The 26,440-nt window shown below is 64.9% G+C and carries 24 protein-coding genes, 12 tRNA genes and 1 other RNA gene; 8 read left to right on the top strand and 29 right to left on the bottom strand.

Annotated elements, in window-relative coordinates:
* Nucleotides 1–70 precede the first annotated feature (70 nt).
* Both WKB25_RS14520 and dnaX read right to left on the bottom strand, forming a co-directional pair.
* The gene (locus WKB25_RS14520; RefSeq protein ID WP_025879376.1) at nucleotides 71–391 is read right to left on the bottom strand and encodes a YbaB/EbfC family nucleoid-associated protein; all 321 of its coding nucleotides are present in this window, start codon (nucleotides 389–391) and stop codon (nucleotides 71–73) included.
* Nucleotides 392–397: 6 nt separating this feature from the next.
* Nucleotides 398–2,524 (bottom strand): DNA polymerase III subunit gamma/tau, encoded by a 2,127-nt coding sequence (gene dnaX / locus WKB25_RS14515; RefSeq protein ID WP_340571363.1) that lies wholly within the window; start codon nucleotides 2,522–2,524, stop codon nucleotides 398–400.
* A 122-nt stretch (nucleotides 2,525–2,646) separates the two neighbouring features.
* Between dnaX and WKB25_RS14510 the strand changes: the two genes are divergently transcribed.
* Nucleotides 2,647–2,739, top strand: a tRNA-Ser gene (locus WKB25_RS14510).
* Between the two features lie 409 nt (nucleotides 2,740–3,148).
* On the opposite strand, the gene WKB25_RS14505 is transcribed toward WKB25_RS14510, so the two are convergent.
* Entirely contained in the window at nucleotides 3,149–3,943 is a 795-nt protein-coding gene (locus WKB25_RS14505) for an isocitrate lyase/phosphoenolpyruvate mutase family protein (RefSeq protein ID WP_340571362.1), read from the bottom strand.
* A gap of 123 nt (nucleotides 3,944–4,066) precedes the next feature.
* Here WKB25_RS14505 and WKB25_RS14500 point away from each other — a divergent pair, with 123 nt between their 5' ends.
* Nucleotides 4,067–4,510 carry a GNAT family N-acetyltransferase gene (locus WKB25_RS14500; protein WP_340571360.1) on the top strand — a complete coding sequence of 148 codons (444 nt, stop codon included), beginning with the start codon at nucleotides 4,067–4,069 and terminating at the stop codon, nucleotides 4,508–4,510.
* Between the two features lie 25 nt (nucleotides 4,511–4,535).
* Here the strand turns inward: WKB25_RS14500 and sugE are convergent, their stop codons facing one another.
* Nucleotides 4,536–4,853, bottom strand: coding sequence for a quaternary ammonium compound efflux SMR transporter SugE (gene sugE / locus WKB25_RS14495; RefSeq protein WP_208082509.1), 318 nt, complete (start codon nucleotides 4,851–4,853; stop codon nucleotides 4,536–4,538).
* A 299-nt stretch (nucleotides 4,854–5,152) separates the two neighbouring features.
* Here sugE and ffs point away from each other — a divergent pair.
* Nucleotides 5,153–5,249, top strand: an RNA gene (ffs, locus tag WKB25_RS14490) — signal recognition particle sRNA small type.
* Nucleotides 5,250–5,327: 78 nt separating this feature from the next.
* On the opposite strand, the gene WKB25_RS14485 is transcribed toward ffs, so the two are convergent.
* From WKB25_RS14485 to WKB25_RS14475, 3 genes are read right to left on the bottom strand one after another with little or no spacing between them, the layout of a single operon-like run.
* On the bottom strand, nucleotides 5,328–5,717 hold the full coding sequence (locus WKB25_RS14485; protein ID WP_340571359.1) for a nuclear transport factor 2 family protein: 390 nt from the start codon (nucleotides 5,715–5,717) through the stop codon (nucleotides 5,328–5,330).
* A complete protein-coding gene (locus WKB25_RS14480) occupies nucleotides 5,714–6,481 on the bottom strand; it encodes an MBL fold metallo-hydrolase (protein WP_340571358.1) in 768 nt (255 codons plus the stop codon). The genes WKB25_RS14485 and WKB25_RS14480 overlap by 4 nt, the downstream gene beginning before the upstream one ends.
* Nucleotides 6,481–7,230 (bottom strand): 3-deoxy-D-manno-octulosonic acid kinase, encoded by a 750-nt coding sequence (locus WKB25_RS14475; RefSeq protein WP_089239126.1) that lies wholly within the window; start codon nucleotides 7,228–7,230, stop codon nucleotides 6,481–6,483. Before WKB25_RS14475 ends, WKB25_RS14480 begins: the two co-directional genes overlap by 1 nt.
* A 20-nt stretch (nucleotides 7,231–7,250) precedes the next feature.
* Between WKB25_RS14475 and WKB25_RS14470 the strand changes: the two genes are divergently transcribed.
* Nucleotides 7,251–8,297 carry a glycosyltransferase family 9 protein gene (locus WKB25_RS14470; protein WP_340571356.1) on the top strand — a complete coding sequence of 349 codons (1,047 nt, stop codon included), beginning with the start codon at nucleotides 7,251–7,253 and terminating at the stop codon, nucleotides 8,295–8,297.
* A gap of 110 nt (nucleotides 8,298–8,407) precedes the next feature.
* On the opposite strand, the gene WKB25_RS14465 is transcribed toward WKB25_RS14470, so the two are convergent.
* Together WKB25_RS14465 and WKB25_RS14460 are read right to left on the bottom strand one after the other, a co-directional pair.
* Nucleotides 8,408–8,812, bottom strand: a complete 405-nt coding sequence (locus WKB25_RS14465) for a DUF6165 family protein (RefSeq protein ID WP_032977378.1) — start codon at nucleotides 8,810–8,812, stop codon at nucleotides 8,408–8,410.
* A gap of 222 nt (nucleotides 8,813–9,034) precedes the next feature.
* A tRNA-Ser gene (locus WKB25_RS14460) sits at nucleotides 9,035–9,125 on the bottom strand.
* A gap of 168 nt (nucleotides 9,126–9,293) precedes the next feature.
* On the opposite strand from WKB25_RS14460, the gene WKB25_RS14455 reads away from it, so the two are divergent.
* The gene (locus tag WKB25_RS14455; protein ID WP_099819184.1) at nucleotides 9,294–9,998 is read left to right on the top strand and encodes a protein phosphatase 2C domain-containing protein; all 705 of its coding nucleotides are present in this window, start codon (nucleotides 9,294–9,296) and stop codon (nucleotides 9,996–9,998) included.
* A 100-nt stretch (nucleotides 9,999–10,098) separates the two neighbouring features.
* Here the strand turns inward: WKB25_RS14455 and dnaQ are convergent, their stop codons facing one another.
* The 3 genes from dnaQ to WKB25_RS14440 are packed head-to-tail and all read right to left on the bottom strand — an operon-like array spanning nucleotide 10,099 to nucleotide 11,941.
* The gene (gene dnaQ, locus WKB25_RS14450) at nucleotides 10,099–10,827 is read right to left on the bottom strand and encodes a DNA polymerase III subunit epsilon (RefSeq protein ID WP_340571354.1); all 729 of its coding nucleotides are present in this window, start codon (nucleotides 10,825–10,827) and stop codon (nucleotides 10,099–10,101) included.
* 4 nt (nucleotides 10,828–10,831) lie between these two features.
* Nucleotides 10,832–11,284: a ribonuclease HI gene (rnhA, locus tag WKB25_RS14445; protein ID WP_025878155.1), complete on the bottom strand. Its 453-nt coding sequence runs from the start codon at nucleotides 11,282–11,284 to the stop codon at nucleotides 10,832–10,834.
* Between the two features lie 12 nt (nucleotides 11,285–11,296).
* Nucleotides 11,297–11,941, bottom strand: a complete 645-nt coding sequence (locus WKB25_RS14440) for a hypothetical protein (protein WP_340571352.1) — start codon at nucleotides 11,939–11,941, stop codon at nucleotides 11,297–11,299.
* An 11-nt stretch (nucleotides 11,942–11,952) separates the two neighbouring features.
* Between WKB25_RS14440 and gloB the strand changes: the two genes are divergently transcribed.
* Together gloB and WKB25_RS14430 are read left to right on the top strand one after the other, a co-directional pair.
* Complete coding sequence (gene gloB / locus WKB25_RS14435) at nucleotides 11,953–12,717, top strand: hydroxyacylglutathione hydrolase (protein ID WP_340571350.1); 765 nt, start codon at nucleotides 11,953–11,955, stop codon at nucleotides 12,715–12,717.
* Nucleotides 12,714–13,916, top strand: coding sequence for a transglycosylase SLT domain-containing protein (locus WKB25_RS14430; protein ID WP_340571349.1), 1,203 nt, complete (start codon nucleotides 12,714–12,716; stop codon nucleotides 13,914–13,916). The genes gloB and WKB25_RS14430 overlap by 4 nt, the downstream gene beginning before the upstream one ends.
* Before the next feature lie 364 nt (nucleotides 13,917–14,280).
* On the opposite strand, the gene WKB25_RS14425 is transcribed toward WKB25_RS14430, so the two are convergent.
* The 17 genes from WKB25_RS14425 to WKB25_RS14345 all read right to left on the bottom strand — a co-directional run bounded on the left by WKB25_RS14425 (nucleotide 14,281) and on the right by WKB25_RS14345 (nucleotide 25,497).
* Nucleotides 14,281–16,236: a peptidyl-prolyl cis-trans isomerase gene (locus WKB25_RS14425; RefSeq protein ID WP_340571348.1), complete on the bottom strand. Its 1,956-nt coding sequence runs from the start codon at nucleotides 16,234–16,236 to the stop codon at nucleotides 14,281–14,283.
* Between the two features lie 184 nt (nucleotides 16,237–16,420).
* Nucleotides 16,421–16,497, bottom strand: a tRNA-Asp gene (locus WKB25_RS14420).
* Between the two features lie 107 nt (nucleotides 16,498–16,604).
* Nucleotides 16,605–16,681 (bottom strand) — tRNA-Asp (locus WKB25_RS14415).
* Nucleotides 16,682–16,770: 89 nt separating this feature from the next.
* A tRNA-Asp gene (locus WKB25_RS14410) sits at nucleotides 16,771–16,847 on the bottom strand.
* A gap of 25 nt (nucleotides 16,848–16,872) precedes the next feature.
* Nucleotides 16,873–16,947, bottom strand: a tRNA-Val gene (locus tag WKB25_RS14405).
* An 11-nt stretch (nucleotides 16,948–16,958) separates the two neighbouring features.
* Complete coding sequence (locus WKB25_RS14400; RefSeq protein ID WP_004146343.1) at nucleotides 16,959–17,231, bottom strand: HU family DNA-binding protein; 273 nt, start codon at nucleotides 17,229–17,231, stop codon at nucleotides 16,959–16,961.
* Between the two features lie 218 nt (nucleotides 17,232–17,449).
* Nucleotides 17,450–19,903, bottom strand: coding sequence for an endopeptidase La (gene lon, locus WKB25_RS14395; RefSeq protein ID WP_340571345.1), 2,454 nt, complete (start codon nucleotides 19,901–19,903; stop codon nucleotides 17,450–17,452).
* A gap of 142 nt (nucleotides 19,904–20,045) precedes the next feature.
* Nucleotides 20,046–21,335, bottom strand: a complete 1,290-nt coding sequence (gene clpX / locus WKB25_RS14390) for an ATP-dependent Clp protease ATP-binding subunit ClpX (protein ID WP_099819177.1) — start codon at nucleotides 21,333–21,335, stop codon at nucleotides 20,046–20,048.
* Between the two features lie 126 nt (nucleotides 21,336–21,461).
* A complete protein-coding gene (clpP, locus tag WKB25_RS14385; RefSeq protein ID WP_025878142.1) occupies nucleotides 21,462–22,088 on the bottom strand; it encodes an ATP-dependent Clp endopeptidase proteolytic subunit ClpP in 627 nt (208 codons plus the stop codon).
* A 76-nt stretch (nucleotides 22,089–22,164) separates the two neighbouring features.
* Nucleotides 22,165–23,460 carry a trigger factor gene (gene tig / locus WKB25_RS14380; RefSeq protein ID WP_340571343.1) on the bottom strand — a complete coding sequence of 432 codons (1,296 nt, stop codon included), beginning with the start codon at nucleotides 23,458–23,460 and terminating at the stop codon, nucleotides 22,165–22,167.
* A gap of 191 nt (nucleotides 23,461–23,651) precedes the next feature.
* A tRNA-Leu gene (locus WKB25_RS14375) sits at nucleotides 23,652–23,736 on the bottom strand.
* A 123-nt stretch (nucleotides 23,737–23,859) separates the two neighbouring features.
* Nucleotides 23,860–24,192 carry a hypothetical protein gene (locus WKB25_RS14370; protein ID WP_340571340.1) on the bottom strand — a complete coding sequence of 111 codons (333 nt, stop codon included), beginning with the start codon at nucleotides 24,190–24,192 and terminating at the stop codon, nucleotides 23,860–23,862.
* A 478-nt stretch (nucleotides 24,193–24,670) separates the two neighbouring features.
* Nucleotides 24,671–24,746, bottom strand: a tRNA-Lys gene (locus tag WKB25_RS14365).
* 151 nt (nucleotides 24,747–24,897) lie between these two features.
* Nucleotides 24,898–24,973: transfer RNA gene (locus WKB25_RS14360), tRNA-Lys, on the bottom strand.
* 78 nt (nucleotides 24,974–25,051) lie between these two features.
* A tRNA-His gene (locus WKB25_RS14355) sits at nucleotides 25,052–25,128 on the bottom strand.
* A gap of 177 nt (nucleotides 25,129–25,305) precedes the next feature.
* Nucleotides 25,306–25,382, bottom strand: a tRNA-Arg gene (locus WKB25_RS14350).
* A gap of 38 nt (nucleotides 25,383–25,420) precedes the next feature.
* A tRNA-Pro gene (locus tag WKB25_RS14345) sits at nucleotides 25,421–25,497 on the bottom strand.
* A 180-nt stretch (nucleotides 25,498–25,677) separates the two neighbouring features.
* Here WKB25_RS14345 and WKB25_RS14340 point away from each other — a divergent pair.
* A complete protein-coding gene (locus tag WKB25_RS14340; protein WP_089239090.1) occupies nucleotides 25,678–26,436 on the top strand; it encodes a Bax inhibitor-1/YccA family protein in 759 nt (252 codons plus the stop codon).
* Nucleotides 26,437–26,440: the final 4 nt, after the last annotated feature.

Raw genomic sequence — 26,440 nt, 5'->3', positions numbered from 1 at the left:
TGCGGGCAGTCGAGCACGCTCGACGCTACACAGTGCGTGGCACCCGGCAGTGCGGGCGCCACGCTGGACATCAGAACGGCATCTTCATGCCCGGAGGCAGCTGCATGCCGGCGGTGGCCGAACCCATCTTCGACTTCGACTCGGCGTCGATCTTGTTGGACGCATCGTTGAAGGCGGCGGCGATCAGGTCTTCCAGCATTTCCGGATCGCTGGCCAGCGACGGATCGATGCGCACCTTGCGGCACTCCTTGGCGCCGGTCAGGGTGACGCTGACCATGCCGCCACCGGCGCTGCCGGTCACTTCGATCTTGGCGATTTCTTCCTGGGCCTTCTGCAGGTTTTCCTGCATCTTCTGGGCCTGCTGCATCAGTTGGGCGATATTGCCGCGCATGTCGTCTTACTCGTCAAAAGAACGGATGGAATCGGAAACAACCCGGGCGCCGTGCTGCTGGATCAGCAGCTGGACTTCCGGATCGTCCATGAAAATGGCCTCGGCAGCCTGCTGCCGCTCGCCACGCTGGCGGTCGGCGCGCTGGTGCAGGGTCTCGGCCGGGACCTGCTCGGTTTCCACGGTTTCGACCACGATCTTCAGCGCGTGGCCGAGGGAATTTTCCAGCACCTCGCCCAGCGCTGCCAGCGCGCGCTCGGAGCGCAGGTATTCAAATCCGGGCGAAAGGCCCAGTTTCAAGACCCCCTGCTGGCAACTGATGAAGGCCGCATTGGCTGCAAGCTGTCGCGATGGACCGCTCAGGCCGCTGTTGGCAACCAGGTCGAGCCAGTCCTCGGCGCAGGCCAATTCGCTGATGCTGCCCGCCGCAGCGCGGTCGGAAGCGACAACGGCGACGGCCGGGGCGATCGGGATGCCTTCGGCACGGAACGGATGCTCCGACACCACAACAGCCTCTGCAACCGGCTGCGGCGCCGGCACTGGCGGCTCGTGCCACGGGGCGACCATGGCCGCGTCGGGCGTCGCCATTTCGGCCGCCAGCGCTTCTTCGCGCGCGCCAGCCTCGTCGGTCGCCCACGGCGGCAGATCGTCTGCTTCGGCGGGTGCCTTTGGCGTGGCTGCCTCGGGAGCCAGCTGGGTCTTCATCGGCAGTGGTGACCCGGGTTCCTCGACCGGAACTGGTTCAGGCTCAGGGGTCGGATCCGGTTCCGGAGCCTGCTCGGGTTCTGGTTCGGGTTCGGGTTCGCGCTGTGGTGCCGGGGTCGGCGTCTGTGCGATGGCCTCTGCGAGCACCGGTGCCGCAATGGCCTGGGTGACCGCTGTGGCTTCTGCTGTGGCTTCTGCTGCGGCTTCTGGCGCCGCAGCCGCCACCGGGGCAGCACCTTCGTGGCTGCCAGCAACGCCGCCCCCGGTCTGGCCCGTACCGGTCGGTGCGCTGCCACCGGAGGATTCCGGGGTACGCGGCACCGACGGCACGGCAGCCGCTGGCCGGAACGCCAGCATGCGCAGCACGGCCATTTCAAAGCCGGCGCGCGGGCTGGGCGCCAATGGCAGATCACGACGACCGTTCAAGGCCATCTGATACCAGAGCTGGACGACTTCCGGACGCAGGCGCTCGGCGAATACGCTGGCATCCAGTCCTTCGGCAGCGGCGGACGCGCCCGGCACCAGTTGCTGCACCTGGATGCGGTGCAGGCCCTCGGCCAGCGCATCAAGCACCCCGCTCCAATCCGGCGAGAACTCGGCCAGAGCCGCAACGACCTGCAGCAGACGCGGGCCATCGCCCTCGGCCAGGGCATCGAGCATGGCCGCCACCTGGGTGCGGTCGACCGTCCCCAGCATGGTGCGCACCACGTCCTCACGCAGCGCACCGCCGGCGTAGGCAATGGCCTGGTCGAGCAGCGACAGGCCGTCACGAAGGCTGCCGTCGGCGGCCTTGGCCAGCTGCACGATGGCGGTCGGGTCCGACTCGATCTCCTCGGCGGTGAGGATGCGGGTCATCTGCCCCTGGATCTGATCTTCGTCCAGGCGCTTGAGGTTGAACTGCAGGCAGCGGCTGAGCACGGTGACCGGCAGCTTCTGCGGGTCGGTGGTGGCCAGCAGGAACTTCACATGTTCCGGCGGTTCTTCCAGCGTCTTCAGCAGCGCATTGAACGCGGCCTTGGACAGCATGTGCACTTCGTCGATCAGGTACACCTTGTACTTGCCACGCGAGGGCATGTACTGGGCGTTCTCGATCACCTCGCGCACATCGTCCACGCCGGTATTGGACGCGGCATCGATTTCCAGCAGGTCGATGTAACGACCGGCGTCGATGTCCAGGCAAGCCGCACACTGGCCGCAGGGATCGGCACTGGTGCCCTGCTCGCAGTTCAGCGATTTGGCGAAGATGCGCGCGATCGTGGTCTTGCCCACGCCGCGGGTACCGGTGAACAGGAACGCATGGTGTACCCGGCCGCTGTCGAGCGCATTGCTGAGCGCACGGACCACGTGTTCCTGGCCCACCAGCTCGGCAAAACGCTTCGGACGCCACTTGCGGGCAAGGACGAGATAGGACATCAGGCCACCGTCTTCCATCGGATGTTCCATTGTGCCACGCCTGTCCAGCCCTCTCGCCCTGCAAACCAGTGCTTGTGTCCTGCCGCTGCGCCCGCTAGAATCTGCGCCCCTGCTGAGGCGTTTGCCGATGGCAGGGATCCGGAGAGGTGTCCGAGTGGTTGAAGGAGCACGCCTGGAAAGTGTGTAAGCGTCTAAACCGCGCTTCGGGGGTTCGAATCCCCCTCTCTCCGCCAGATAACTGAAAAAGGCTGCCCGAAAGGGCAGCCTTTTTCAGTTATCTGGCGCGGGACGCGAAGTGCGCTGCGCGCGCTTCGCCCCAAACGTTGCTACGCAAGGTTTGGGCCCCTCCCTTTGCCTGCCTCTCCCCGCCCCTGTCGGGGCAGCCCCTCAACAGAGGGGCTTGTTCCTCCAGCCACGCCATGCGTGGATGAGCGTTGGCGCCGTGCCCCATCGGGGTTCGACGGTTCTGCAGGAGTGGAACCCGACAGCGGCCTCTTTTATTTAACTGGCGGGGCAACCCTCAACAGAGCCAATGTTTCCTCCAGCTGCATCAGCAGATCCACGCCATGCGTGGATGCCTGTGCCCGGTAAGTCGACTACCCAGCCATGCCCCAGCCATCCGCCCCCCCGACCCAAGCCCCCTCACCTTTCGCTGAACAGCTGGTTCAAGGCCGCATACCCTGGTGCCCCCTCTGGCATCGCCATCACGTCGCCGAGAAAATCCGTGGTCGCCGCAGCCATCGCCGTCCATGCGTGCATGAACAACGCCGGCCCAGCGCTCAGCCGCCGCACGCCGGCCTGCGACAGCGCAGCAAACGACGCCATCCCCGGCAGCCACATCAGGTTGAGAGGCAGCGATACAGCGCTGGCAACGGCCGCAGCCTCGTCCAGCGCACGCAGTCCCGGCACAAAGCCGCCGTCGGCACCGGCACGTGCATAGGCCTGCAGCCGATCGATGCTCATCCTGACCGCCTCATCGCCTTCGGCCAGGCTGCGCAGATACACATCGGTGCGCGCATTGATGAACAGTGCTCGCCCGCCAAGCGCAGAACGGATGGCGCTGATCTTCGCCACCAGCACCGCAGGGCTGCCTGCGCCGTCTTCGATGTTGATCCCGACCACACCCGCATCGGCCAGGCGCAACACCCGCGCAGCGACCACGTCGGGGGCATCGCTGTAGCCGTCTTCGATATCGACCGTGACCGGCAACGAGGTCACACCAACGATTTCGGAAACCCGCTGCAGCAGCGCGGTATCAGGCAGCGCACCGCCATCGGCATGGCCGCAGGACCACGCCATCGCAGCACTCGATGTTCCGACCGCGAGCGCCCCCTGCTGCTGGACCAGGCGGGCGCCACCGGCATCCCATACGTTGGGCAGCACGTAAAGACCGGCGCCTTGGTGGAGCTGTACAAAACTGGCATGAGCATTCGACATGGAACCTCCTGGTGACGGGAACCTGCAGTCTGCGCCCGAACCGGTTTCCGGGCTCGCCATGTTCGGACATCAATGATGCGGACGTCGCGCACAATGAGTGCGCCACCACGATGACGTTCCTTCATGACACCCCGTGCCTACCGCTGCAGCGATATCACCGCCTGCCTGTCGATCTTCGACAGCAACGTGCCCACCTACTTCGCCCCCCAGGAGCGAGGTGACTTCGAGCGCTTCCTGCAAGAACACGCCGCGCAGTGCGCATTCCAGGTGATCGAAGTCGAGGGCCAGGTGGTGGCCTGTGGCGGCCTCTGGAACTGCGGCGAAGGCCGCGCCAGCTTCTGCTGGGGCATGGTTGAACGAGGTCGCCACAGACAGGGGCTGGGACGCGCGCTGGCAGTGGCCCGCTTGCACCAGGCTGCAGCAGACCCGTCGATCCAGCGCATCACGCTCAGCACCAGCCAGCACACACAGGGCTTCTATGCCGGCCTCGGCTTCCGGGTGGTACGCGTGGTGGCCGACGGCCACGGCGCCGGGATCGACGCCGTGGAGATGGAGCGGGTGCTGTAGCCTCCCGCCGCACCCATGCCCGGCCTCAACTGCTGGAGAGTTTCATCAGCACCAGGCCGGCGACGATAAGCACCGCTGCGCCAATCCGCATCGGGCTGACCTGCTCGCCCAGGAACACGATGCCGACCACGAAGGCGCCGACCGCACCGATGCCGGTCCAGATCGTGTAGGCGGTGCCCAGCGGCAGGCTGCGCATGGCGACGGCCAGCAACCAGAAGCTGGCGATCATGCCGACGATGGTGATGGCGGTGGGGGTGAGTTTGGTGAAGCCTTCAGACTGCTTCATCGACACGGCCCAGACGATTTCCAGCAGGCCGGCAAACAACAGATAGATCCAGGCCATGACAGCCCTCCGATGGTAGGGCCAGGCCGTCCTGGTCATTCAATCCCGATGTGGGGGAGGTCGTTCCTCCTGCGCCCGGATTCTAGCAACGGCGGCAGCCCCGGGCCGATGCCGCAGCCAACGGGTTACATCGGATTCAGCGCGTGAAGCTGGCGTCAGCACCCATGCCTGCGCTAGAATGTGCGCCTGCCATCGGTCAACTGATGCGCAGTCCGGCCGTGGTTTCCGGCGCACGACGCGCTGCTTCCCCTGATCCGTGAATCGGCCGCCTCCGGGCGGCCAACGTCTCTATGGTGGCCCCGTCGGCCCCTCGCGACGCTAGGTCGAAAACTCCGCCAGGGCCGGAAGGCAGCAACGGTATCGATCGACGCGGGCGCCGAGGTCAGCCGGCGGGGCCACCGCCTTTTCAGGCGATACCCCGCCCCTGATGGATGCCAACCCTGGTTGGCGCCCTTCGCCGGGTGTGGCCCGGCGCTACCGTGGCTCGGGCGTCCCCTGATGGAACAGCAGCCGCCAGCCCGTTGGATGCAGACGCCACAGCGAGCTGCGCAGCACCCAGCGCTGTGGTTGGCCATCGACGTGATAGCGACTGCGGTAACGCACCTGGGCCAGGCCCTCTGCCAGCATCCACACGGTGTACTGATCCGACTCGATCACCACCTGCGCACGCTCCAGCGGGATCTCTTCCAGCGCGGCTTCACGGCCGTAGCACTGGCCGGAGCTGCCGATCTCGCTGAAATCCTCATCCAGCAATGCCGCCAGGCGCTGATGATCTGCGCGCACCTGCGGGGAGTGCAGTGCGCGTTCCAGCCGCTCCAGCTCGGCAGCCAGCGCCGGCCTTGCGGCGTGGCCAGCGTTGCTCACGGCGGATCCTGCACCAGTACGTGCGGGGCAGTCGGCGTGGCCAGCACAACGCACTGGCCCGGCTGTGCGACCCGGTGCCCGCGTTCGGCAAGAGCCTGGCCATCGGCCACGCTGGCGTAGTGGTACAACATCATCCTTGCCTGCAGCTCGGCGCTGTACTCGCGCTCCAGGTCATCCACCCCGGTGTGCGAAGGATTGCCATGCAATCCGCAATCGTGGGCGATCAGTTCATTGTCGTTGGCAAAGCGCGCCAGCATTTCCGGAATCGGCCGGGTATCACCACTCCAGGCCAGCGCGCCCTGCAGGCGCAGGCCATAGGCCGTCTCCGGCCAGTGGTGGCGCACCGGGAACACTTCCAGGCGGACGCCCTCGTGCCAGAACGCATCGCCCACCACGATCAGCTGGAAGGCATCCCAGAAGTTGGCGCCGCCCTCGGCCAGCACGTTCGGGTAATCGCCGATGCGCTTGTGCAGCAGCGGCACCACCGTGGCCGGCACATACAGGCGCACCTTGCCGCGCCGCTGCGCGCTGAAGAAGGTGTCCACGAACAGGCGCTCGAAACCCGCCACGTGGTCCAGGTGCACATGGGTGACGAACAGCGCCTGCGGCATATGCCCGTAGTGCGCCTTGAACGCTGTCAGGCCTTCACCACCACAGTCGATGGTCAGCCACGGCCGTCCACCACGCTCGATCACCGACATCGGCGAACCCAGCTCGACCGCCGACGCATTGCCGACGCCGAGGAAACGCAACGACCAGTCCATCAGGTGCCCCGGTTCCAGGCCATGTCATAGGCGCGACGCAGGCGCGCGTAGTCTTTTTCAACGTCTTCCACGCTGCGTTCGCCGCGCAGCTTGATCAGCGAGCGCAGCAGGCGCTTGAGATTGCGCTCGCGCCAGGCCGTGGCCGGGATGCGGATCACCCCGCGATCGAAGTCGATCAGCCAGCCATGGCCGTTGCCGTCGAACAGGATGTTGTGTGCATTGAGATCTGCATGGTCCAGCCCGGCACGGTGGAAGCGCGCGATCATCCGCCCGGTCTCCTCCCACGGCGCACCACGCCCGGCCACCAGTGCGCGGTCGGCCAGCGAGCGTACCCCTTCGATCCGTTCCATCAGGATCGCGGCGCGGTAGCGCAGCCCCTCACGCATGTAGAAGGCGGCAATCGGCCTGGGCACCGGCAGTTTCTTCTCGCGCAGTGCGCGCATCAGCCGGAATTCGGCAAAACTGCGGGTCCGGTCCGCCCCCCGCCAGATGTACTGGTCGTGGCTGATCCGGGCCGCCAGCCCCCCGCGCAGGTAGTGCCGCAGCACGCTGGGACCGAACGGCGCATCCACGAACCAGGCACTGCCGCGGCCGCCCTCACCCACCGGCCGGGCCTTGCCGGCCCAGTGCTGTGGCGAGAACAGACCGATGTCGGCTTGCCGCAGCCGCTCGCGGTCGAACAGAATGGCCCCGATGCCGCGACCCTCGCGGCATGGCGTCAGCGCTTCATTGGCGTCGAATGCGACCATTCCTTTGAGTCTAACAACACATGGCATCAGCGTCCTCCTCCTTGTGTCTTCTGCGCCTGTCCGCTCTTGGCGATGTGACCCACGTAGTGCCGCTGGTGCGCACCCTGCAGGCCGCGCGCCCGGACACGCCGATCCACTGGATCATCGACAAGGTCGGGCAGAAGCTGCTTGATGGCCTGCCGGGCGTCACCTTCCATGCCTACGACAAGAAGACCGGCATGGCCGGGGTGAAGGAACTGCGCAAGCAGCTGCCGCCCGGGCGTTTCGAGGCGCTGTTGCAGATGCAGGTGGCGTTCCGCGCGAACGTGCTGTCCGCCTTCATTCCCGCCGAGCGCCGCATCGGTTACGACCGCAGCCGCTCCAAGGACCTGCACGGCCTCTTCATCAACGAACGTATCGCTGATCGCCCGGGCATCCATGTGCTCGATGCCATCGGCAGCTTCTGCGAGCCGCTGGGCCTGCGCCAGACCGACGTCAGCTGGGACCTGGCCGTGCCGCAGGCAGCCTATGACTGGGCCGCTGCGCAATGGCAGGACGATGGCCGGCCGGTGCTGATGATCTCGCCCTGCTCCAGCCACGTGCGCCGCAACTGGTACGCCGACCGCTATGCCGAGGTCGCCAACCATGCCGTCGCTCGCGGTTGGCGGATCGTGCTGTGCGGCGGCCGCAGCGAACTGGAGCGCAGCATGGCCGACGCCATCCTGGCCCAGCTGGATGTTCCGGCGCTGGATCTGGTCGGCAAGGACACGCTCAAGCAGTTGCCGGCATTGCTGGCCCGCGCCAACCTGGTGATGACGCCGGACTCTGGCCCGATGCACATCGCCAATGCGATGGGCACCAAGGTGCTGGGCCTGCATGCGGCCAGCAACCCGAACCGCAGCGGCCCGTACTCGGACCGCCGCTACTGCGCGGACCGCTACGACGACGCGGCGCGCAAGTACCTGGGCAAGCAGGCCGCCGACCTGAAGTGGGGCACCAAGATCGAATTCGACGACGTGATGGAGCTGATCACCGTCGAGGACGGCATTGCCGCGTTCGAACGCTACGTGGCCGACCAGCTGGGCTGAGTGGCGGACCGGGCGGTACCTGGTGGGTGCGGCACCTGGTCCGCACCGTCCCGCAGCCCGGTGGCTCCATCCACGCATGGCGTGGATCGACTGCATCGGGCTGCCTGGGATTACGCGCGCTGCGTGTAGTCCTGGTAGGACTTCTCTTCCACATAGGCCGAGCCCAGCGCCAGGTTGATCGCCTTCTTGATCCGCGCGCGTTCGTCGTTGCGCAGGTACACGCTGCGCGCCAGGTCGATGAACCCCTGATCGAAGGCCTGCGCCTTGTCCTTCAGGCGGATGTCGTCCTCGATCTCCCACAGCTGCTCGTTGACCGCCTTCAGCTCGGCACGCAGCTTGGCGATGTCCTTCACTGCCGCCGGGTGCGCCATCCAGGTGGTTTCCAGCGCGGACAGCTCCTTGCGCACGTTGGCCAGCTTGCCTTCGTCACTGATGCGCTCGGACTTGATCTGCAGGATCGAGATCTTGTCCAGCAGTTCGCCGAATGAAACGGGGACGAGGATTTCAGCGGTCATCGTGAGAGCTCCAGCAGGTGATGACATACATGGTAACCCGCCGCATGCGAACGGCATCCACGCATGGCGTGGATCTACTGGAGCATCCGCGGGGAGAACCCGGCAAAGGGAGGGGCCCGAACGTTGCATCGCAACGTTTGGGGCGACGCGCGCAGCATCGTCGCATCCCAGCGCCAGATTAAAAAAGAAGGGCTGCCTTTCGGCAGCCCTTCTTTTTTAATCTGGCGGAGAGGGGGGGATTCGAACCCCCGAGGCGCTATAAACGCCTGCCTGATTTCGAGTCAGGTACATTCAACCGCTCTGCCACCTCTCCAGATGTTCCCCGGCGAACCGGGGACGCGCATCATACGAGGAAGCGCGGCTGACGACAAGTCATTACGCCCGATGAAGTGAAATTTTCCTGACTGCATGGCTTGCCGGATGTCCGCTTGGCCGTGATGATGCCGTTCTCCCCGGCATTACCCCGTTCCCAGCAGCCACCATGATCGAATTCGGACATCTCACCCACCCCGGCCTGCGCCGCGAGCTCAACGAGGACACCTATTACGGTGACGGCGAGCTGGCCCTGTGGCTGGTGGCCGACGGCATGGGCGGGCACGCCTGCGGCGAGGTAGCCAGCGCGCTGGCGCGCGAGACCATCGTCCGCGAGATCCGCCGTGGCGCGCCGTTGGCGCAGGCGATCCGCACGGCCGACGAAGAGATCATCCGCGCCTCGCGCCGGCGCAACGACAGCCTGCCGATGGGCACCACCGTGGTCGCTGCACGGGTGCAGGGCAACCGCTACGAAGTGGCCTGGGTCGGCGACAGCCGCGCCTATCTGTGGCGCGACGGCCAACTTGCCCAGCTCAGCCAGGACCACAGCGTGGTGCAGGAGCTGGTCGCGCAGGGCAACCTGACCGCCGAGCAGGCGCGCGCCCATCCGCACCGCAACGTGGTCACCCAGGCACTGGGCGTTACCGACCCGGCACACCTGAACGTGGCAACCACCAGCGGCGAGCTGCGGCCAGGCATGCAGTTGCTGCTGTGCAGTGATGGCCTGACCGAGGAAGTGGATGACCGCGGCATCGCCCGCACCCTCGCCTTCGACGATGCCAGCGCCCAGGAATGCGTGGACAGCCTGGTCGCCACCGCCCTCGACGGCGGTGGTTCGGACAACATCACCGTGATCCTGGTGCGTTGCCACTAAGCAGCAGCATCCACGCATGGCGTGGATCTACAGTAGAGCCACGCCATGCGTGGCTGCATTTCACCCGTATCACCACGCCATGCGTTGCTGCCGCGGTCGCTTACGCGCTCGCGGCTTCTTCCACCTTCGGGCCGTCCCACAATGCGTGGCCGGCCTTCTTGCGCAGCCGCTCCAGGCGCGCCGCATGCGCTTCCTGTTCCGACGGCGTGGCCACCACGCGCGGGCGCGGCAGCAGCTTGGATGCATCGAACGCCTGCAACGCCGCAGCGCCACCGGCATCCTCATCGCCCAGCCCAAAGCCGATCTCCTCCTGGCCCGAGGTCAGCGCGATGTACACATCGCCCAGGATCTGCGCATCCAGCAGACCGCCATGCAGGGCGCGGTGCGAGTTGTCCACGCCCAGCCGCTTGCACAGCGCATCGAGCGAGTTGCGTTGGCCCGGGAAACGCTCGCGCGCCAGCGCCAGGGTATCGATCACCGTGCAGCGATCGGTGATCTTGCCGTACTGCTCGCCGAGCAGGGACAGCTCGTTGTCGAGGAAGCCCAGATCGAACGCGGCGTTGTGGATGATCAGCTCGGCGCCATTGATGAAGGCCAGGAACTCCTCCACCACCTGCGCGAACTCCGGCTTGTCGGCCAGGAATTCCAAGGTCAGGCCGGTGACTTCCTGCGCGCCCTGTTCGAATTCGCAGTCCGGCTTCAGGTACTGGTGATAGGTGTTGCCGGTCGGGCGGCGCTTGAACAACTCGACGCAGCCGATTTCGACGACGCGGTTGCCCTTCTTCCACTCCAGGCCGGTGGTTTCGGTATCAAGGATGATCTGACGCATGGGCTCAGTTTACCGGGCTGCCGTCGCGGATCTGGATCGCGGCGTTGCGGGCCAGGGTATCCACGCGTTCATTGTCCGGATCGCCGGAATGGCCTTTCACCCAGCGCCAATCGATCTGGTGCCGCAGCGTGGCTGCCTGCAGGCGCTCCCACAGTTCACGGTTCTTCACCGGGTCACCGCCGGCGGTCTTCCAGTTCTTGCGGATCCAGCCCGGCAGCCACTGGGTCAGGCCCTGCCGTACGTACTGCGAATCGGTGTAGAGGACGATCTCGCAGGGCTCGGTCAACGACTCCAGGCCGGAAATGGCCGCCATCAGCTCCATCCGATTGTTGGTGGTATGCGCTTCACCACCGCTCAGTTCGCGCTCGTGCCCCTTGTAGCGCAGCAGCGCCGCCCAGCCACCGGGGCCAGGATTGCCGAGGCAGGAACCGTCGGTGTGGATTTCGATGGTTTTCAATACAACTCCAGATCAGGTAGCAACGGTGCCGTGCCAGCGCACGGGCAACGGGGTCGGCCCGGGCAGGGCCAGCGTGCGTTTTTCGGCGTGGAACAGGCAGGCCGCGCGCAGGGGGGCCCAGCCGCCGCGACGGCGGCTGCCGGCACCCTGCCACATCGGCCCCAGGTAACGCGTGTCCTCGCATTCCAGCCCATGGCGCTCAAGCAGCTGGCGGATCCGCTGCGGCGTGCGCACCGCCAGCCCGTGCTGGCGCCAGCGCGTGCGGAACGGGCTGAACGGATTGAGGCTGGTCAGCCACAGATGGCCGCCGGGCATCAACACGCGTTCGCATTCGTCCAGCAGATGGTCGGCATCACCGACGGTCACATGCTGCAGCACGATGGCGTTGACGCTCTCGTTGGGCAGCGGCAACGGCAGTGCGCAGCGGGTATCGCCGGCGTAACCATTGCCCTGGCGGTGCAGGCGCAGGCCACGCCCACCCAGCTGCGCATCAGCCAGCCAGGCGGCGCTGGGAGCGATCCACAACCAGGGCCGGGCCGGCAGCAGCGACAGCTGTGGCAGCAGCAGTTGCCGTTCGAGCACGCGCAAGGCCTCCGCCGGTTCGCTGTCGAACCACGGGGCCTGGCTCGCTTGACGGGTGCTCTGCAGCGCGGGCATGGTCCAATTCTATGCGACTGACTGCCCTGCCCGCATTTGCGGACAATTACATCTGGATGCTGATCGCCGACGACGGTGCTGCCGTGGTCGTCGATCCCGGCGATGCTGCGCCGGTACTGGCGCTGGCCGCCCAAGGCGTGCGCGTGGACACCATCCTGCTCACCCATCACCACGACGATCACATCGGTGGGGTACCGTCGCTGCAGTCGCGTTTCCCCGGCGTGCGCGTAGTCGCCCCAGTCGATGAGCGCATCCCGATGGCCACCGAGCGGGTCGGCGAAGGTGAACGTGTTCAGGCACTGGGCCAGATGTTCCACGTACTATCCGTCCCCGGGCACACCCGCAGCCACATCGCGTTTCACACCGCTGAACAGCTTTTCAGCGGAGATTCGTTGTTCAGCCTGGGCTGTGGACGCCTGTTCGAAGGTACGCCGTCCCAGCTGCTGGCATCGATGCGCAAGCTGGGTGCCCTGCCCGCGCAACTGATGCTGTGTTGCGCTCACGAGTACACCGTGTCAAATGCCGTCTTCGCGCGGCATGTCGACCCCGCCAACGCTGCCTTGTTGCAGCGCCAAGAGGAGGCTTTGGCCATGCGCCGCGATGACCGTTCCACCCTGCCAGTATCCCTGGCCGATGAAATTGCCTGTAATCCGTTCCTGCGTACCCACACTGCGCCCATCCGCGCGGCCGTGTCGGCGCACCTGGGGCGCGAGGTCGTGGACGACGTCGACGTCATGGCCGGTCTCCGGCACTGGAAAGACGGCTTCCGCGCATGAGTCGCCGAAGTCTGCCGCTGGCCTTGGGTCTCGTCCTGGGGTTGGCCGGAACTGCCGGCGCACAATCGCTGGGCGCCGGCATCAGCCAGAACCTGACCGCCGCCTCGGCCCTGCCGTTGGATCCGTCGACGCTGCCGGCCGCATCGGTACGCAACGGCCAGGAGATCTTCTCCAGCTTCCGCGACGGACTGGCTGAACCGACCTGCGACGCCGAGGCGACCAGCCCGCGCTGGCAGAAGCAGTTCGCCCATGCCCCTTCGCGGCTGGCCAACCAGGATGACGACGCGCTGGTGCTGTTCGGCTATGTGGTCGAAGAGCTGCGCAAGGCCAACCTGCCCACCGAGTTCGCCCTGATTCCGTTCGTCGAAAGCGGCTACCGGCCCAATGCCCGCAACGGCAGCGGTCCGACCGGCCTGTGGCAGTTCATCGCCACTACCGCACGCAACCATCGCGTGCCGATGAGCAACAACTACGACGGCCGGCTGTCTGCAGTGGAGTCCACCCAGGCCGCCGTGCGCTACCTGAAGACCCTGCATGGCATGTTCGGCGGTGACTGGCGCCTGGCCACCATGGCCTACAACGCCGGCGAGTACCGCGTGCTGCAGTCCATGCGCAAGGCCGGCATGAACGCGCAGAACGCCAAGCCGGCCGGCCTGCCCGGGCTGTCGCCGGTCACCCACGCCTACGTCGAAAAGCTGCATGCCCTGGCCTGCGTACTGGAAGACGTGGAAGACCAGCCGGGCGTGATGGCCTCGCTGGACCGCACCGTACCGGTGCTGAAGGACCACACCCTGCCGGCGGGCACCAGCGTCCAGCAGTGGGCCGCACAGCGCGCCCTGGACCCGGCGAAGATCGCCCGCTTGAATCCGGCACTGGCCGCCGGCAACCGTCCGTCGGGCACGGCCCGTGTACTGGCCCCGGTCTCAGCGTCCAACGCGAACGTTGCCGACATCGCCAGCACGGCCGTTGCCACCGCACTGGCCAGCACCACCAGCGCGGCGCCGAGCCCGCAGGTGGCAAAGGTGGTCGCGTCGGCTGCTGATCGCCCACGCAACCGTCGCCACACCGTGCGCAACGGCGAATCGGCATGGACCATCGCCCGTCGCTACGGCATGCCGGTGAAGGCACTGTTGTCGCTGAACGGCTTGAGCGGCAGCAGCGTGCTGAAGCCAGGCGCGGTACTACGCGTCGAAGACTGAGTCCGGCGCGGCGCTGCCGCGCGGTTTCCGGCCAACGGCGGAGCCCCTCGCGGTGCCTGGATCGCTTGTGTGCGGTCAGGCAGATGAGCTGCGCAGGGGCCGCTGCAAGTACATCCCTGCAAGCTCTGTCGCCGCATCCATGCGGCTCACGCCCCTGCGCAGCCCACCTGCCCGGCCGCAGACAGTTTCCGGTGGCCCCCCACGGATCAGAAGATGAAGAGCGGGAGCAGGCGCGGGTTGCTTCGCTTCTGGTAGCGGCCGACCTTGGTCGGCACTCATTGCTCGGGTCACGGTTTGATCGAGGTTGCGACAACAAAAAAGGCCCGGCAACGCCGGGCCTTTTCGTTCCTGCTCGCCAGAGGGCTTACAGGTTCGCTTCGGTGGTCTGGATCAAGAACTTCTTGCGCATCGCCTCGATGTAGGCCTTGGCCGCAGCCATGCCGTCGATCTGGCTCAGCTGGTCCTTCAGCTGCTTCTGCTGTTCGGCGGTCACTTCCTTGATGTCGCCCGGGTTGACCTTGTTCACCGCGAAGACCAGCGCATGGCCGTTGACATCGACCTTGCCGTAGCTCGGCTTGCCTTCGGCAGGCAGCGGCGCGCTGAAAATCGCGCGGTTGATCTCCGGGGTCGGCACCGGCTGGCTGCGCGGCAGGCCCGGCATCGGGCTCAGCTGCAGCTTCTCGCTGGCGGCCAGCGACTGCAGGGTCGCGCCCGCCTTCAGCTTGGCCAGCAGGGCATCAGCAGCCTTGTCACCGGCCTGGCGCTGGCGGTCGGCACGGATCGCGGCGATCACCTGCTCACGCGCCTTGTCCAGCGGCAGCGCCTGCTCCGGGGTATGCGCGGCAACACGGATGACCACGCTGTGGTTGCTGCTGCCACCCAGGGCGATCGGATCGCTGGCGGTACCGTCCTGCACCAGGACGTCGGAGAAGGCAGCACGCAGCACGGCCGGATCAGCGGCAATGCCGGTGGCGGTGGTGCGCGTGATCGGGCCCAGCGTCTGCATCGACAGGCCGACCGCCTTGGCGGCTGCGGCCAGGTCGCTCGGGCTCTTGTTGATGGCATCGACCAAGCGGCCTGCCAGATCATTGAAGCCACGCTCACCGTCGGCCTTCAGTTGCTCGGCTGCCAGGGTGTCACGCACTTCTTCGAACGACTTGCCCTCGCCGCCACGAACCGCAGCAACCTTGATGATGTGGTAACCGAAGTCGGTCTTGACCGGGCCGATCACCTCACCCGCCTTGGCGGCAAACAGTGCGTCTTCAAACGGCTTGACCATCGCGCCACGTTCGACCCAACCCAGGTCACCGCCCTGTGCCTTGGAACCGGGATCCTCCGAGTTCGCCTTGGCCAGCGCGGCAAAGTCGGCACCAGCGGCCTTTGCTTCGACAGCCAGCTTGGCGGCCTTGGCTTCGGCGCCTTCGCCGGTGATCAGGATGTGCGCCGCCTGGCGCTGTTCCGGCGTGGTGAACTTGGCCTTCTCGTCTTCATAGCGCTTGCGCAGGGTCGCCTCGTCGGCCGCGGTCGGCGCCGGCAGGTTCGCACCATTGAGCTCGACATATTCAAGCGACACCGATTCGGCCTGGCGGAAATCCTTGCCATGGCTGTCGTACCACTGCTTGATCTGCGCGTCGGTCACCGGCGCGGTATCAGCCGGGACTTCCGGCAGCGCGGCCAGTTCCACATCGCGGGTTTCGCCCAGCAGCTTCAACAGACGCTCGGTCTCGGCCTGGGTGACAAAGCCGGAATTCTGCAGGCCTGACGGGATCACCGACTGCTGCAGGCTCTCACGCACCAGTTCCTGGAACTGGGTCGGCGTGCGCGGCGGATTGCCACCGGCCAGGGCCAGGCGGTAATTGCTTTCGCTGAACTTGCCGTCGGTGCCCAGGAAGTCCGGAATGGTGGTGATGTACTCGCGCACAGCGCCGTCGCCAATCACGACACCGGCCTGCTCACCGACCAGGCGCACGACCTGCTCGTCGATCAACTGGTCGAGCACGGCCAGTTTGTTCTCGGTGCTTTCGAACGCGCGCGGGTCGAAGTTCTCGCCCTGCTGCTGGCGTTCGCGCATGCGTTCCTGCTCGAAACGGGTGCGGAAGTCCTGTGCGCTGATCTCATGGTGCTGCCACATCATGCGCACCGGCCACCAGGACGGTGCCGAGCGCCACCAGGTCGGCGGTGCCGAAACCTTGGCGACGTTCTGTGCGCCGACGCCACCGAGGTAGCTGTTGTCGATGACGAACAGGAACGGAATCATCAGCAGCCCCAGGATCACGGTGACGATCCAGCCTGAGGTCTTGTCGCGGAGTTTCTGCAGCATGGTGAGGAATCACAAGGCTTGATTGGCGAGCCCGGCAGTGTAACCCGCTTCGCGGCGTGGACCAAAAGCAGTGGCGACGGGGTCTGGCGCCATTCTGGCCAGGCGATCGACACGAACGCGCCCATCAAAAGATGAAAACGACGCAAAGAAAAAGCCCCCGACTTGCGTCGAGGGCTCTTAGAGTTGGCGGAGCGGACGGGACTCGAACCCGCGACCTCCGGCGTGACAGGCCAGCATTCTAACCAGCTGAACTACCGCTCCGCGCTTGAAACTTTGCAGGCGCTCAGTATATCCGAAGACTTCCTGAAAACCTACCCCGCTGAACACTTTTTTCAAAGTTTTTTCACGAGGATTTAAGAGTTATGCAATGGCGGAGCGGACGGGACTCGAACCCGCGACCTCCGGCGTGACAGGCCAGCATTCTAACCAGCTGAACTACCGCTCCGTATTGCAGACCTCTTTGTTTTCTCTGCAACCGGGTGGCTGGAGAGAAAACAAGGCCCCCAGCTTTTCGGCCGGGGGCCTCGTTGAAAATGGCGGAGCGGACGGGACTCGAACCCGCGACCTCCGGCGTGACAGGCCAGCATTCTAACCAGCTGAACTACCGCTCCACATTTCAAACTTACCGCGGTGCTGTGGTGGGTGCTGAGGGTTTCGAACCCCCGACCCTCTCCGTGTAAAGGAGACGCTCTACCGCTGAGCTAAGCACCCCAGCGAGCCGCTTAGTTTACAGCATCCTTCAGGGCCTTACCAGCCTTGAACGACGGATTCTTCGAAGCAGCGATCTTGATGGTGTCGCCGGTCTTCGGGTTGCGGCCGGTGCGGGCAGCACGGTCGCGGACCTGGAAGGTACCGAAGCCGACCAGGGTGACCGCATCGCCGTCCTTCAGCGCCTTGGTGACGGCAGCAACGACGGCATCGACAGCGCGGCTGGACTCGGCCTTGGTCAGGTCGGCAGCTTCAGCAACGGCATCGATCAATTCGGTCTTGTTCATTCTTTACAACTCCTTTGGCGGTGGGTTCCGCGTATTCGACAGGGAAGCAACCGCACGACGTCTGCATGCGGTTGCCATGTGGAAACGGTTCGCCGAATTCAGTGAGCGCTGACTGCGATCACTCATTCGCGAGTGCTGCTTTTATACCAGCGGCCCTACCCCCACGCAAGCTGGAAAGCCAGCAACGACGCGGGTTTCAGGCATTTCGACAGGACGCATCAATGCTTGACGCGGGCGTTTCCACTCGGTTTGACCTTGCTGCGCACCGTGACGCGCTGCGCACTCTTGCGCGTCTTCTTCGGTGCCAGCGGACGTTCCAGGGCCAGATCAAGCACTTCCTCGATGTACTTCACCGGCACGATCTCCAGATCGCGGGTGACGTTGGCGGGAATGTCGGCAAGATCCTTGCGGTTCTCATCGGGGATGATCACCGTGCGGATTCCGCCGCGCAGTGCCGCCAACAACTTCTCCTTCAGGCCGCCGATCGCAGTGACGCGACCACGCAGGGTGATTTCGCCGGTCATCGCCACATCGGCGCGCACGGCCACCTTGGTCAACATCGACACCAGCGAGGTCACCATTGCCGCACCGGCACTGGGGCCATCCTTCGGCGTCGCACCATCGGGTACATGCAGATGCACGTCGTGCTTCTGCAGGAACTCCGGATCGATACCGAAGCCGACCGCACGCGAACGCACCACCGACAACGCCGCCGACGCCGACTCCTTCATCACGTTGCCGAGCTGGCCGGTCAGGATCAGCTGGCCCTTGCCCGGTACCAGCGTCGATTCGATCTGCAGCAGATCGCCACCGACTTCGGTCCACGCCAGGCCCGTGACCAGGCCGATTTCGTTCTCTTCTTCGGCACGGCCGAAGTCGAAGCGACGCACGCCCAGGTACTTGTCCAGGTTCTTGCTCGACACGCTCACCAGCGCCTTGGACTTGCGCGCGCTCTTCTTCACCTTTGCCACTGGCTGCGGTCCACCCAGCGCGATCTCCTTCACTACCTTGCGGCAGATCTTGGCGATCTCGCGCTCCAGGTTGCGCACGCCGGATTCGCGCGTGTAGTAGCGCACGATGTCCTGGATCGCATCGCTGCCGATCTCCAGCTCTTCCGGCTTCAGGCCGTTGGCCTTGATCTGCTTGGGAGCCAGGTAACGGGTGGCGATGTTGAGCTTCTCATCCTCGGTGTAGCCGGGGATGCGGATCACTTCCATGCGGTCCAGCAGCGGGCCCGGAATGTTGAGCGAGTTCGAGGTGGCCACGAACATCACTTCGGACAGGTCCAGGTCCACTTCCAGGTAGTGGTCGTTGAATGCGTTGTTCTGCTCGGGGTCGAGCACTTCCAGCAACGCCGAAGACGGATCGCCGCGGAAGTCCATCGACATCTTGTCGATCTCGTCCAGCACGAACAGCGGGTTCTTGCTGCCGACCTTGTTGAGGTTCTGCACGATGCGGCCCGGCATCGAACCGACGTACGTGCGACGGTGGCCACGGATCTCGGCTTCGTCGCGCACGCCACCCAGTGACATGCGCACGAACTTGCGGTTGGTCGCCTTGGCGATGGACTGGCCCAGCGAGGTCTTGCCCACGCCCGGCGGCCCGACCAGGCACAGGATCGGGCCCTTCATCTGCTTCACCCGCGACTGCACCGCCAGGTATTCAAGGATGCGTTCCTTGACCTTCTCCAGGCCGTAGTGATCGGCATCGAGGGTGTCCTGCGCGGCCTTCAGGTCCTTGCGCACCTTGCTGCGCTTCTTCCACGGCACGCCCAGCAGCCACTCCAGATAGTTGCGCACGACCGCCGCTTCGGCAGACATCGGCGACATCTGCTTGAGCTTGTTGAGCTCGTTGCGTGCCTTGGTTTCCACCGGCTTGGGCATGCCCGCTTCGGCGATCTTGCGGGCCAGCTCTTCCAGTTCGCCCGGCGCGTCGTCGAGGTCACCCAGTTCCTTCTGGATGGCCTTCATCTGTTCGTTGAGGTAGTACTCGCGCTGGCTCTTTTCCATCTGCGACTTCACGCGGCCGCGGATGCGCTTTTCCATCTGCTGCACGTCGATCTCGCCATCGACCAGACCGACCAGCATCTCCAGGCGTTCGCCCACGGCCAGCGTTTCCAGCAGGCGCTGCTTGTCCGACAAGCGCACGCTGATATGCGCGGCGATGGTGTCAGCCAGGCGCGTCGGCTCGTCGATGCCGGCCAGGGTCTGCAGCAGCTCCGGCGGCAGCTTGCGGTTGGTCTTGACGTACTGCTCGAACAGCGACATCAGCGAGCGGGCGATGGCCTCGATCTCGCGCGGCTCGCGTGCGTCGGTGACCTCGATTTCGACGGCCTGGCCGTGCAGCGAGCCATCACGTTCGCTGACGCTGGTCACCTGCACGCGCGACAGGCCTTCGACCAGCACCTTGATGGTGCCGTCGGGCAGCTTCAGCAGTTGCAGGACCTGCGCCAGGGTGCCGACCTGATAGAGGTCGGCGGCCTGCGGGTCATCGGTCTCGGCCGACTTCTGCGCCAGCAGCAGGATGCGCTTGTCCGCTTCCATTGCCTGTTCCAGCGCATGCATGGACTTGTCGCGGCCGACGAACAGGGGGATGACCATGTGCGGGAATACCACTACGTCGCGCAGCGGCAGGACCGGCAGGTCGAGGGTCTCACTTGGGGAACGGGCCATGGGGGCTCCAGGGAAGGGGAAAACCGTCTCCGGGAGGGCATCTTCCGGAGACAAAAAAAGCCGATGGCCCCGTTATGGGGCCATCGGCTTTCAGATGCAAGACGTTCCGAGAAAATTCTTTCTATTCAACAAGTTGGAAGAATCATTCGGCGCCAGCGGCCTTCTGTTCAGGGGCCGGCGGGGTCTGGTAGATCAGGTATGGCTCGGACTTGTGCTCGATCACCGATTCATCCACGACAACCTTGCTGACGTTTTCCTGCGACGGCAGGTCGTACATGGTGTCCAGCAGGACCGATTCGACGATGGTACGCAGGCCACGGGCGCCGGTCTTGCGCTTGAGCGCCTTCTTGGCGATGGCCGACAACGCGTCCGGACGGAACTCCAGCTCGACGTTCTCCATCTCGAACAGCTTCTTGAACTGCTTGGTGATGGCGTTCTTCGGCTCGGTCAGGATGCGGATCAGGGCCGGCTCGTCCAGCTCCTCCAGGGTCGCGACCACCGGCAGGCGGCCAACGAACTCGGGAATCAGGCCGAACTTGATCAGGTCTTCCGGCTCCACTTCGGCCAGCACCTTGCCCACTTCCTGCTTGCGCTCGCTGCTCTTCACCTTGGCGCCGAAACCAATGCCGCCAGCGTCGTTGGAACGCTGCTGGATCACCTTGTCCAGCCCGGCGAACGCGCCGCCGCAGATGAACAGGATGTTCTTGGTGTCCACCTGCAGGAATTCCTGCTGCGGATGCTTGCGCCCACCCTGCGGCGGAACGCTGGCCACGGTGCCTTCGATCAGCTTCAACAGGGCCTGCTGCACGCCTTCGCCGGACACATCGCGGGTGATCGACGGGTTCTCGCTCTTGCGCGAGATCTTGTCGATTTCATCGATGTAGACGATGCCCTGCTGTGCCTTCTCGACGTCGTAGTCGCACTTCTGCAGCAGCTTCTGGATGATGTTCTCTACGTCCTCGCCCACGTAACCGGCTTCGGTCAGCGTGGTGGCGTCGGCCATGGTGAACGGCACGTTGAGCAGGCGGGCCAGGGTCTCGGCCAGCAGGGTCTTGCCCGAACCGGTCGGACCGACCAGCAGGATGTTCGACTTCGCCAGCTCGACTTCGTCGTTCTTCTGGCGGCTCTCGATGCGCTTGTAGTGGTTGTACACGGCCACGGCCAAGGTCCGCTTCGCGCGGTTCTGGCCGATCACGTACTGGTCGAGCACCTCGAGGATCTCGCGCGGCTTGGGCAGCGAACTGCGCGCCGACTGCGCCTTTTCCTCAAGCTCCTCACGGATGATGTCGTTGCACAGCTCCACGCACTCATCGCAGATGAACACGCTCGGACCGGCAATCAGCTTGCGCACTTCATGCTGGCTCTTGCCGCAGAAAGAGCAGTAGAGGATCTTGCCGGTGTCCGTGGAACGACCTTGGCGGTCTTCGCTCATGCTTCGCTTACCCAGTTACGCCACCCGCTGAACGGGGGTTCGATTCGAGAATAACACAGGGCCGGAAGGACATCAGTCCACCCGACCCTGCAGGAACGGGGCCTGCCATGGCCCCGTGAGTGCCGGTCAGCCGGCCTGGATCGACTCTTCCGGACGACGCTCCAGGACCTGGTCGACCAGGCCGTAGGCGACCGCATCGACCGCGCTCTTGAAGTTGTCGCGCTCGGTATCGCGCGCGATGGTCTCCAGAGACTGGCCGGTGTGCTTGGCCAGCACTTCGTTCAGGCGCGCACGCAGGGTCAGGATCTCGCGTGCGTGGATGTCGATGTCGGTGGCCTGGCCCTGGAAGCCGCCCAGCGGCTGGTGGATCATCACCCGCGAGTTCGGCAGCGCATAGCGCTTGCCGGCTGCACCGGACGCCAGCAGCAGCGCGCCCATCGAGGCGGCCTGGCCGACGCAGATGGTGCTCACGTCCGGCTTGATGTACTGCATGGTGTCGTAGATCGCCATGCCGGCGGTGACCACGCCACCCGGCGAGTTGATGTAGATGCTGATGTCCTTTTCCGGGTTTTCCGCTTCCAGGAACAGCAGCTGCGCCACCACCACGTTGGCCATGTGATCGTCGATCGGGCCAACCAGGAAGATCAGGCGCTCCTTCAACAGGCGCGAATAGATGTCGTAGGCACGCTCGCCGCGGCTGGTCTGCTCGACCACCATGGGAACCATGTTCAGGGCTTTGGTTCGGTTGTCCATTTCGTGAGGTACCTATCTTGGGGGGAAACACCCCCGCGCCAGGGCTGGCGCGGGGTATCCGGCAATCGGCCAGGGATTACTGGCGGATCGCGTCCTGGAACGACAGCTTTTCTTCAGTGTGCTGGGCGCGCTCGGCGATCCAGTCGATCACCTGCTCTTCCATCACGCGGTTCTGCAGGCCAGACATCAGCTGGGGGTCGTTGCGGTACATCTCAATGACCTGCTCCGGCTCTTCGTAGGTCGAAGCGATCAGACGCATCGTTTCATTCAGACGCTTCGGCTCCAGGCGCAGGTCGTTGCTGCGGGCCACTTCGCCGACCACCAGGCCGACCAGCACGCGCTTGGCAGCAGCGTCCTTGAAGCCTTCGTGGGCGTCGGCCGGGATCTCGCCCGGGTTGCGGCCACTGCGGCGGATCTGCTCGACCTGCTGGGCCAGCATGGCGCGGGCTTCGTTTTCGACCAGGCGCGGCGGCATTTCCACCGAAGCGTACGCCGCGATCAGCTGCTCGCCGACTTCACGACGCAGGCGGTTCATCAGCGCGCCCTTCAGCTCGCGCTCGAGGTTGGCACGGATGTCGCTGCGGAACTGCTCGACGTCGCCGCCCTTCACGCCGAAGCTCTTGATGAAGGCTTCATCGACCGCCGGCACGACCGGCTCGGAGATGTCGGTGACCTTGACGGTGACCTGCACGGTCTTGCCCGCCAGCGCCGGCACGCGCCAGTCAGCCGGGAACTCGACGTCCAGGGCCTTCTCTTCGTCCTTGGCCATGCCGACCAGGCCCTGCTCGATGGCCTCGAACATCATGCCCTGACCGAGCACGATGCTGCCCTTCTCGGTGCCTTCCGCGGGCAGGCGCTCGTCACCGGCCTGCGACCAGGTTTCCAGTGCGACCAGGTCGCCGTCCTGCGCGGCACGGGTGACCGGCGACCAGCTGCGACGCTGGGTCTGCAGGTTCTCGATCATCTGGTCGATGTCGGCATCGGTGATCTCGGCGGTGTGGCGCACGACGGTCAGCTTGCTGACGTCGATGTCACCGAAGTCCGGCACCACTTCGACAGTGGCCACGAAGGAGAATTCACCCTCGTCACCCTTGTCGATGCGCGGGCTGCCGACGATGCGCAGGTCATGCTCGCGCACGGCGGCGTCGAAGGTTTCGCGCAGCAGGCCGTCCAGCGCCTCGCCACGGACCTGCGCGCCGAAGCGCTGCTCGATCACCTTGGCCGGCACCTTGCCCGGACGGAAACCCTTGATGCGGGTGGTGCGGGCGATTTCGCCCAGGCGGCCGTTGATGTGGCTCTGCAGACGGTCTTCCGGCAGCGAGAAGCTCAGGCGGCGTTCCAGGTTGCCGATGGTTTCGATCGAAGCTTGCATGTTGACTCCTGCCACCGGTGGCGCCCTGGCCCCCGGCTCGATGATGGATGAAACGGTTGTAAGGACACGACGTCGATGACGCGCCTGCTTGCCGCAGCCCTTTAGTTTCGCCCAATTCGGGCGGCGCCGCCAGCATGGCCGGGCGCAGGGGTTGACGCGGAATGCCCGACTGGGCGGGGGACGGGCCGGCCTGGTGCGAAAGGGGGGACTCGAACCCCCACGCCTTGCGGCACTGGAACCTAAATCCAGGGCGTCTACCAATTCCGCCACTTTCGCGTGGCCGGCTCAGGTGTTCATTGTTGCAGGCGGGGGCGGAAAGCGGAAGGCTTCCACAAAGCTTAATACGCCATTTGATAGGGAAAGCGGCCCGGGCGGTGGGTGCCGACCCGGGTCATCGGATCAATGTGCGGGCTGTACCTGCTCCGACGCCGCACCATCGCTGCCCATCGCCGCATCGCGCTTGCGGGCCTCAAGCGTCGCGCCGTCTTCAGAGCGCTTCATTTCATCCGCATCCGCAGACGCCCCCTCCCCCGTCGCCTGGGCCGGACGCATCACCATCGCGGCGTCGACCACCGGTTTCGCGGGAACATGCTCGACATCCGCAGCACGCTCCACCGTCTGCGCGTGATCCGGTGCGGCCCCGGCAGTGGCGGCGTCGTCCGCCCTGCAGCCCGACAGGGCGATCACCACCACGCTGGACAGGATCACGCCCACGCTCTTGCTGACTGCCATCGAAGCACTCCTCATGCATGCGCCTTCGGCGCGGAACACCTATTGGGAGCGATGCCGGCGGCAACCGGTGAGAAGCAGCTCACAGCATTGAACATGCCGATGACGCATTTGACGCTGATTTCAGCCGCGCTTCAGTAGATCCACGCCGTGCGTGGATGAATCCATCACTGCGTGCGTCATCCACCCATGACGATGACGGGGATCCACAGATGCTGCCGAAGGCAAGAAAAAAGCCCCTTGACGGACCAAGTGGCTTTCGTCTGGTGGGCTGTCAAGGATTCGAACCTTGGGGACGCGGCTGCGCATTCGCGCTGCCGCCCCACGCGCTGCTGCGCACCGCGCGGGCCCCTCTCACCAACACCCACATCCCCCCGGCTTCGCCGCGCCCCCTTGACTCAAGGGGGCTATCCTCCAGCCGGCTCCACGCCAGCGGAGACATAAAGAAAAAAGCCACTTGGCGGACCAAGTGGCTTTCGTCTGGTGGGCTGTCAAGGATTCGAACCTTGGACCTATTGATTAAGAGTCAACTGCTCTACCAACTGAGCTAACAGCCCGAAATCGGGGGGCAAATTATGCCCCGATCCGCGAGGGCGTTGCAAGTACTTTCTTCAACCTGGTTGAAACAAGCACTGCAACCAGCGATCCATCGCGAAGGGTTACATCTTGAAGAAAAAAGCCACCGGGCGGACCCGATGGCTTCTGTCTTGGTGGGCTGTCAAGGATTCGAACCTTGGACCTATTGATTAAGAGTCAACTGCTCTACCAACTGAGCTAACAGCCCTGAAACTCAGGCGCACATTATAGCCGGCGACCTGTTTATTGCAATACCGTTTCGGCGTTGCCGATGCGGTTGAATCAGTGGGGTGGCTGAGGGGATTCGAACCCCCGACCACCGGAATCACAATCCGGTACTCTAACCAACTGAGCTACAGCCACCACTGAAACTTTCGCTTCACCGTCGATGCTGCCGACGCTGAAGCTTGATACGTTGCCCGTGGACTGTCACCGAAGTTCCGGTCCGCCGAAGCGAGTCCGACATTCTGGTGGAGTCGACAGGCTTTTGCAAGCACTTCTTCACATCCGCCAGCTACGTTCCGGTGTCGCACCAACCAATGGCGCGCCCGACAGGAATCGAACCTGTAACCGCCGGCTTAGAAGGCCGGTGCTCTATCCAGTTGAGCTACGGGCGCCCGAACCGGAACGGCGTCCAATCCGACGTGATGTGGATTGGTCGGGGTAGAGGGATTCGAACCCCCGACATCCTGCTCCCAAAGCAGGCGCGCTACCAGACTGCGCTATACCCCGGTGTTGCAATCCCCTCGGGCGTGAACCCGGGGAGCTGACCATTGTGGCCAAGCGCCGTGCGAACTGTCAACGCGCAATCCCTGCCCGCCCCGCCATGACCACAGATTACGCAGCCATCGGCTATGCTCGCAGCCATCGGCCGGATGGCCGAATCGCCCCCTTTTCGCACGGAGACCTCGCATGCGCAGCGGTAACCCGGCTCTTTCCGAGTCGACCTTCCTCGATCTGGCCAGTGGCTCGGTGGTGACCAGCCCCGACCAGGCCATGACCATCAACGGCACCGTCAACAAGACCGGCCTCCTGCTGCTGTTGACCGTGCTGACCGCCGCCTTCGCCTGGAACCAGAGCGTGGACGACTATGGCCAGGTGATGGCCGGCGCCAAGCTGTACGCCATGGGCGGCGCGATCGGTGGCCTGGTCCTGGCCCTGATCACCATCTTCAAGAAGGAGTGGTCGCCGGTCACCGCGCCGATGTATGCGCTGGTCGAAGGCCTGTTCCTGGGTGCGATTTCCGCGCTGTTCGAACTGCGCTTCCCGGGTATCGTTTTCCAGGCGGTGCTGCTGACCTTCGGCACCCTGTTCGCATTGCTGATCGCCTACCGCAGCGGCGTGATCAAGGCCACCGAGAACTTCAAGCTCGGCGTGGTCGCTGCCACAGGCGGCATCGCCCTGCTGTACCTGGCTTCGTTCGTGTTGTCGTTCTTCAACATCCAGGTGCCGCTGATCCATTCCTCAAGCGGCTGGGGCATCGCCTTCAGCCTGTTCGTGGTGGTGGTTGCTGCGCTGAACCTGGTGCTGGACTTCGATTTCATCGAAACCGGCGCAGCCCAGCGCGCACCGAAGTACATGGAATGGTATGGCGCATTCGGCCTGATGGTGACCCTGGTCTGGCTGTATGTGGAGTTCCTGCGCCTGCTGTCGAAGATCCAGCAGCGCTGATCCA

This window comes from Stenotrophomonas sp. G106K1 (assembly GCF_037969685.1).
GTDB lineage: Bacteria > Pseudomonadota > Gammaproteobacteria > Xanthomonadales > Xanthomonadaceae > Stenotrophomonas > Stenotrophomonas lactitubi.
This window is presented reverse-complemented; position numbering and strand designations above follow the sequence as displayed.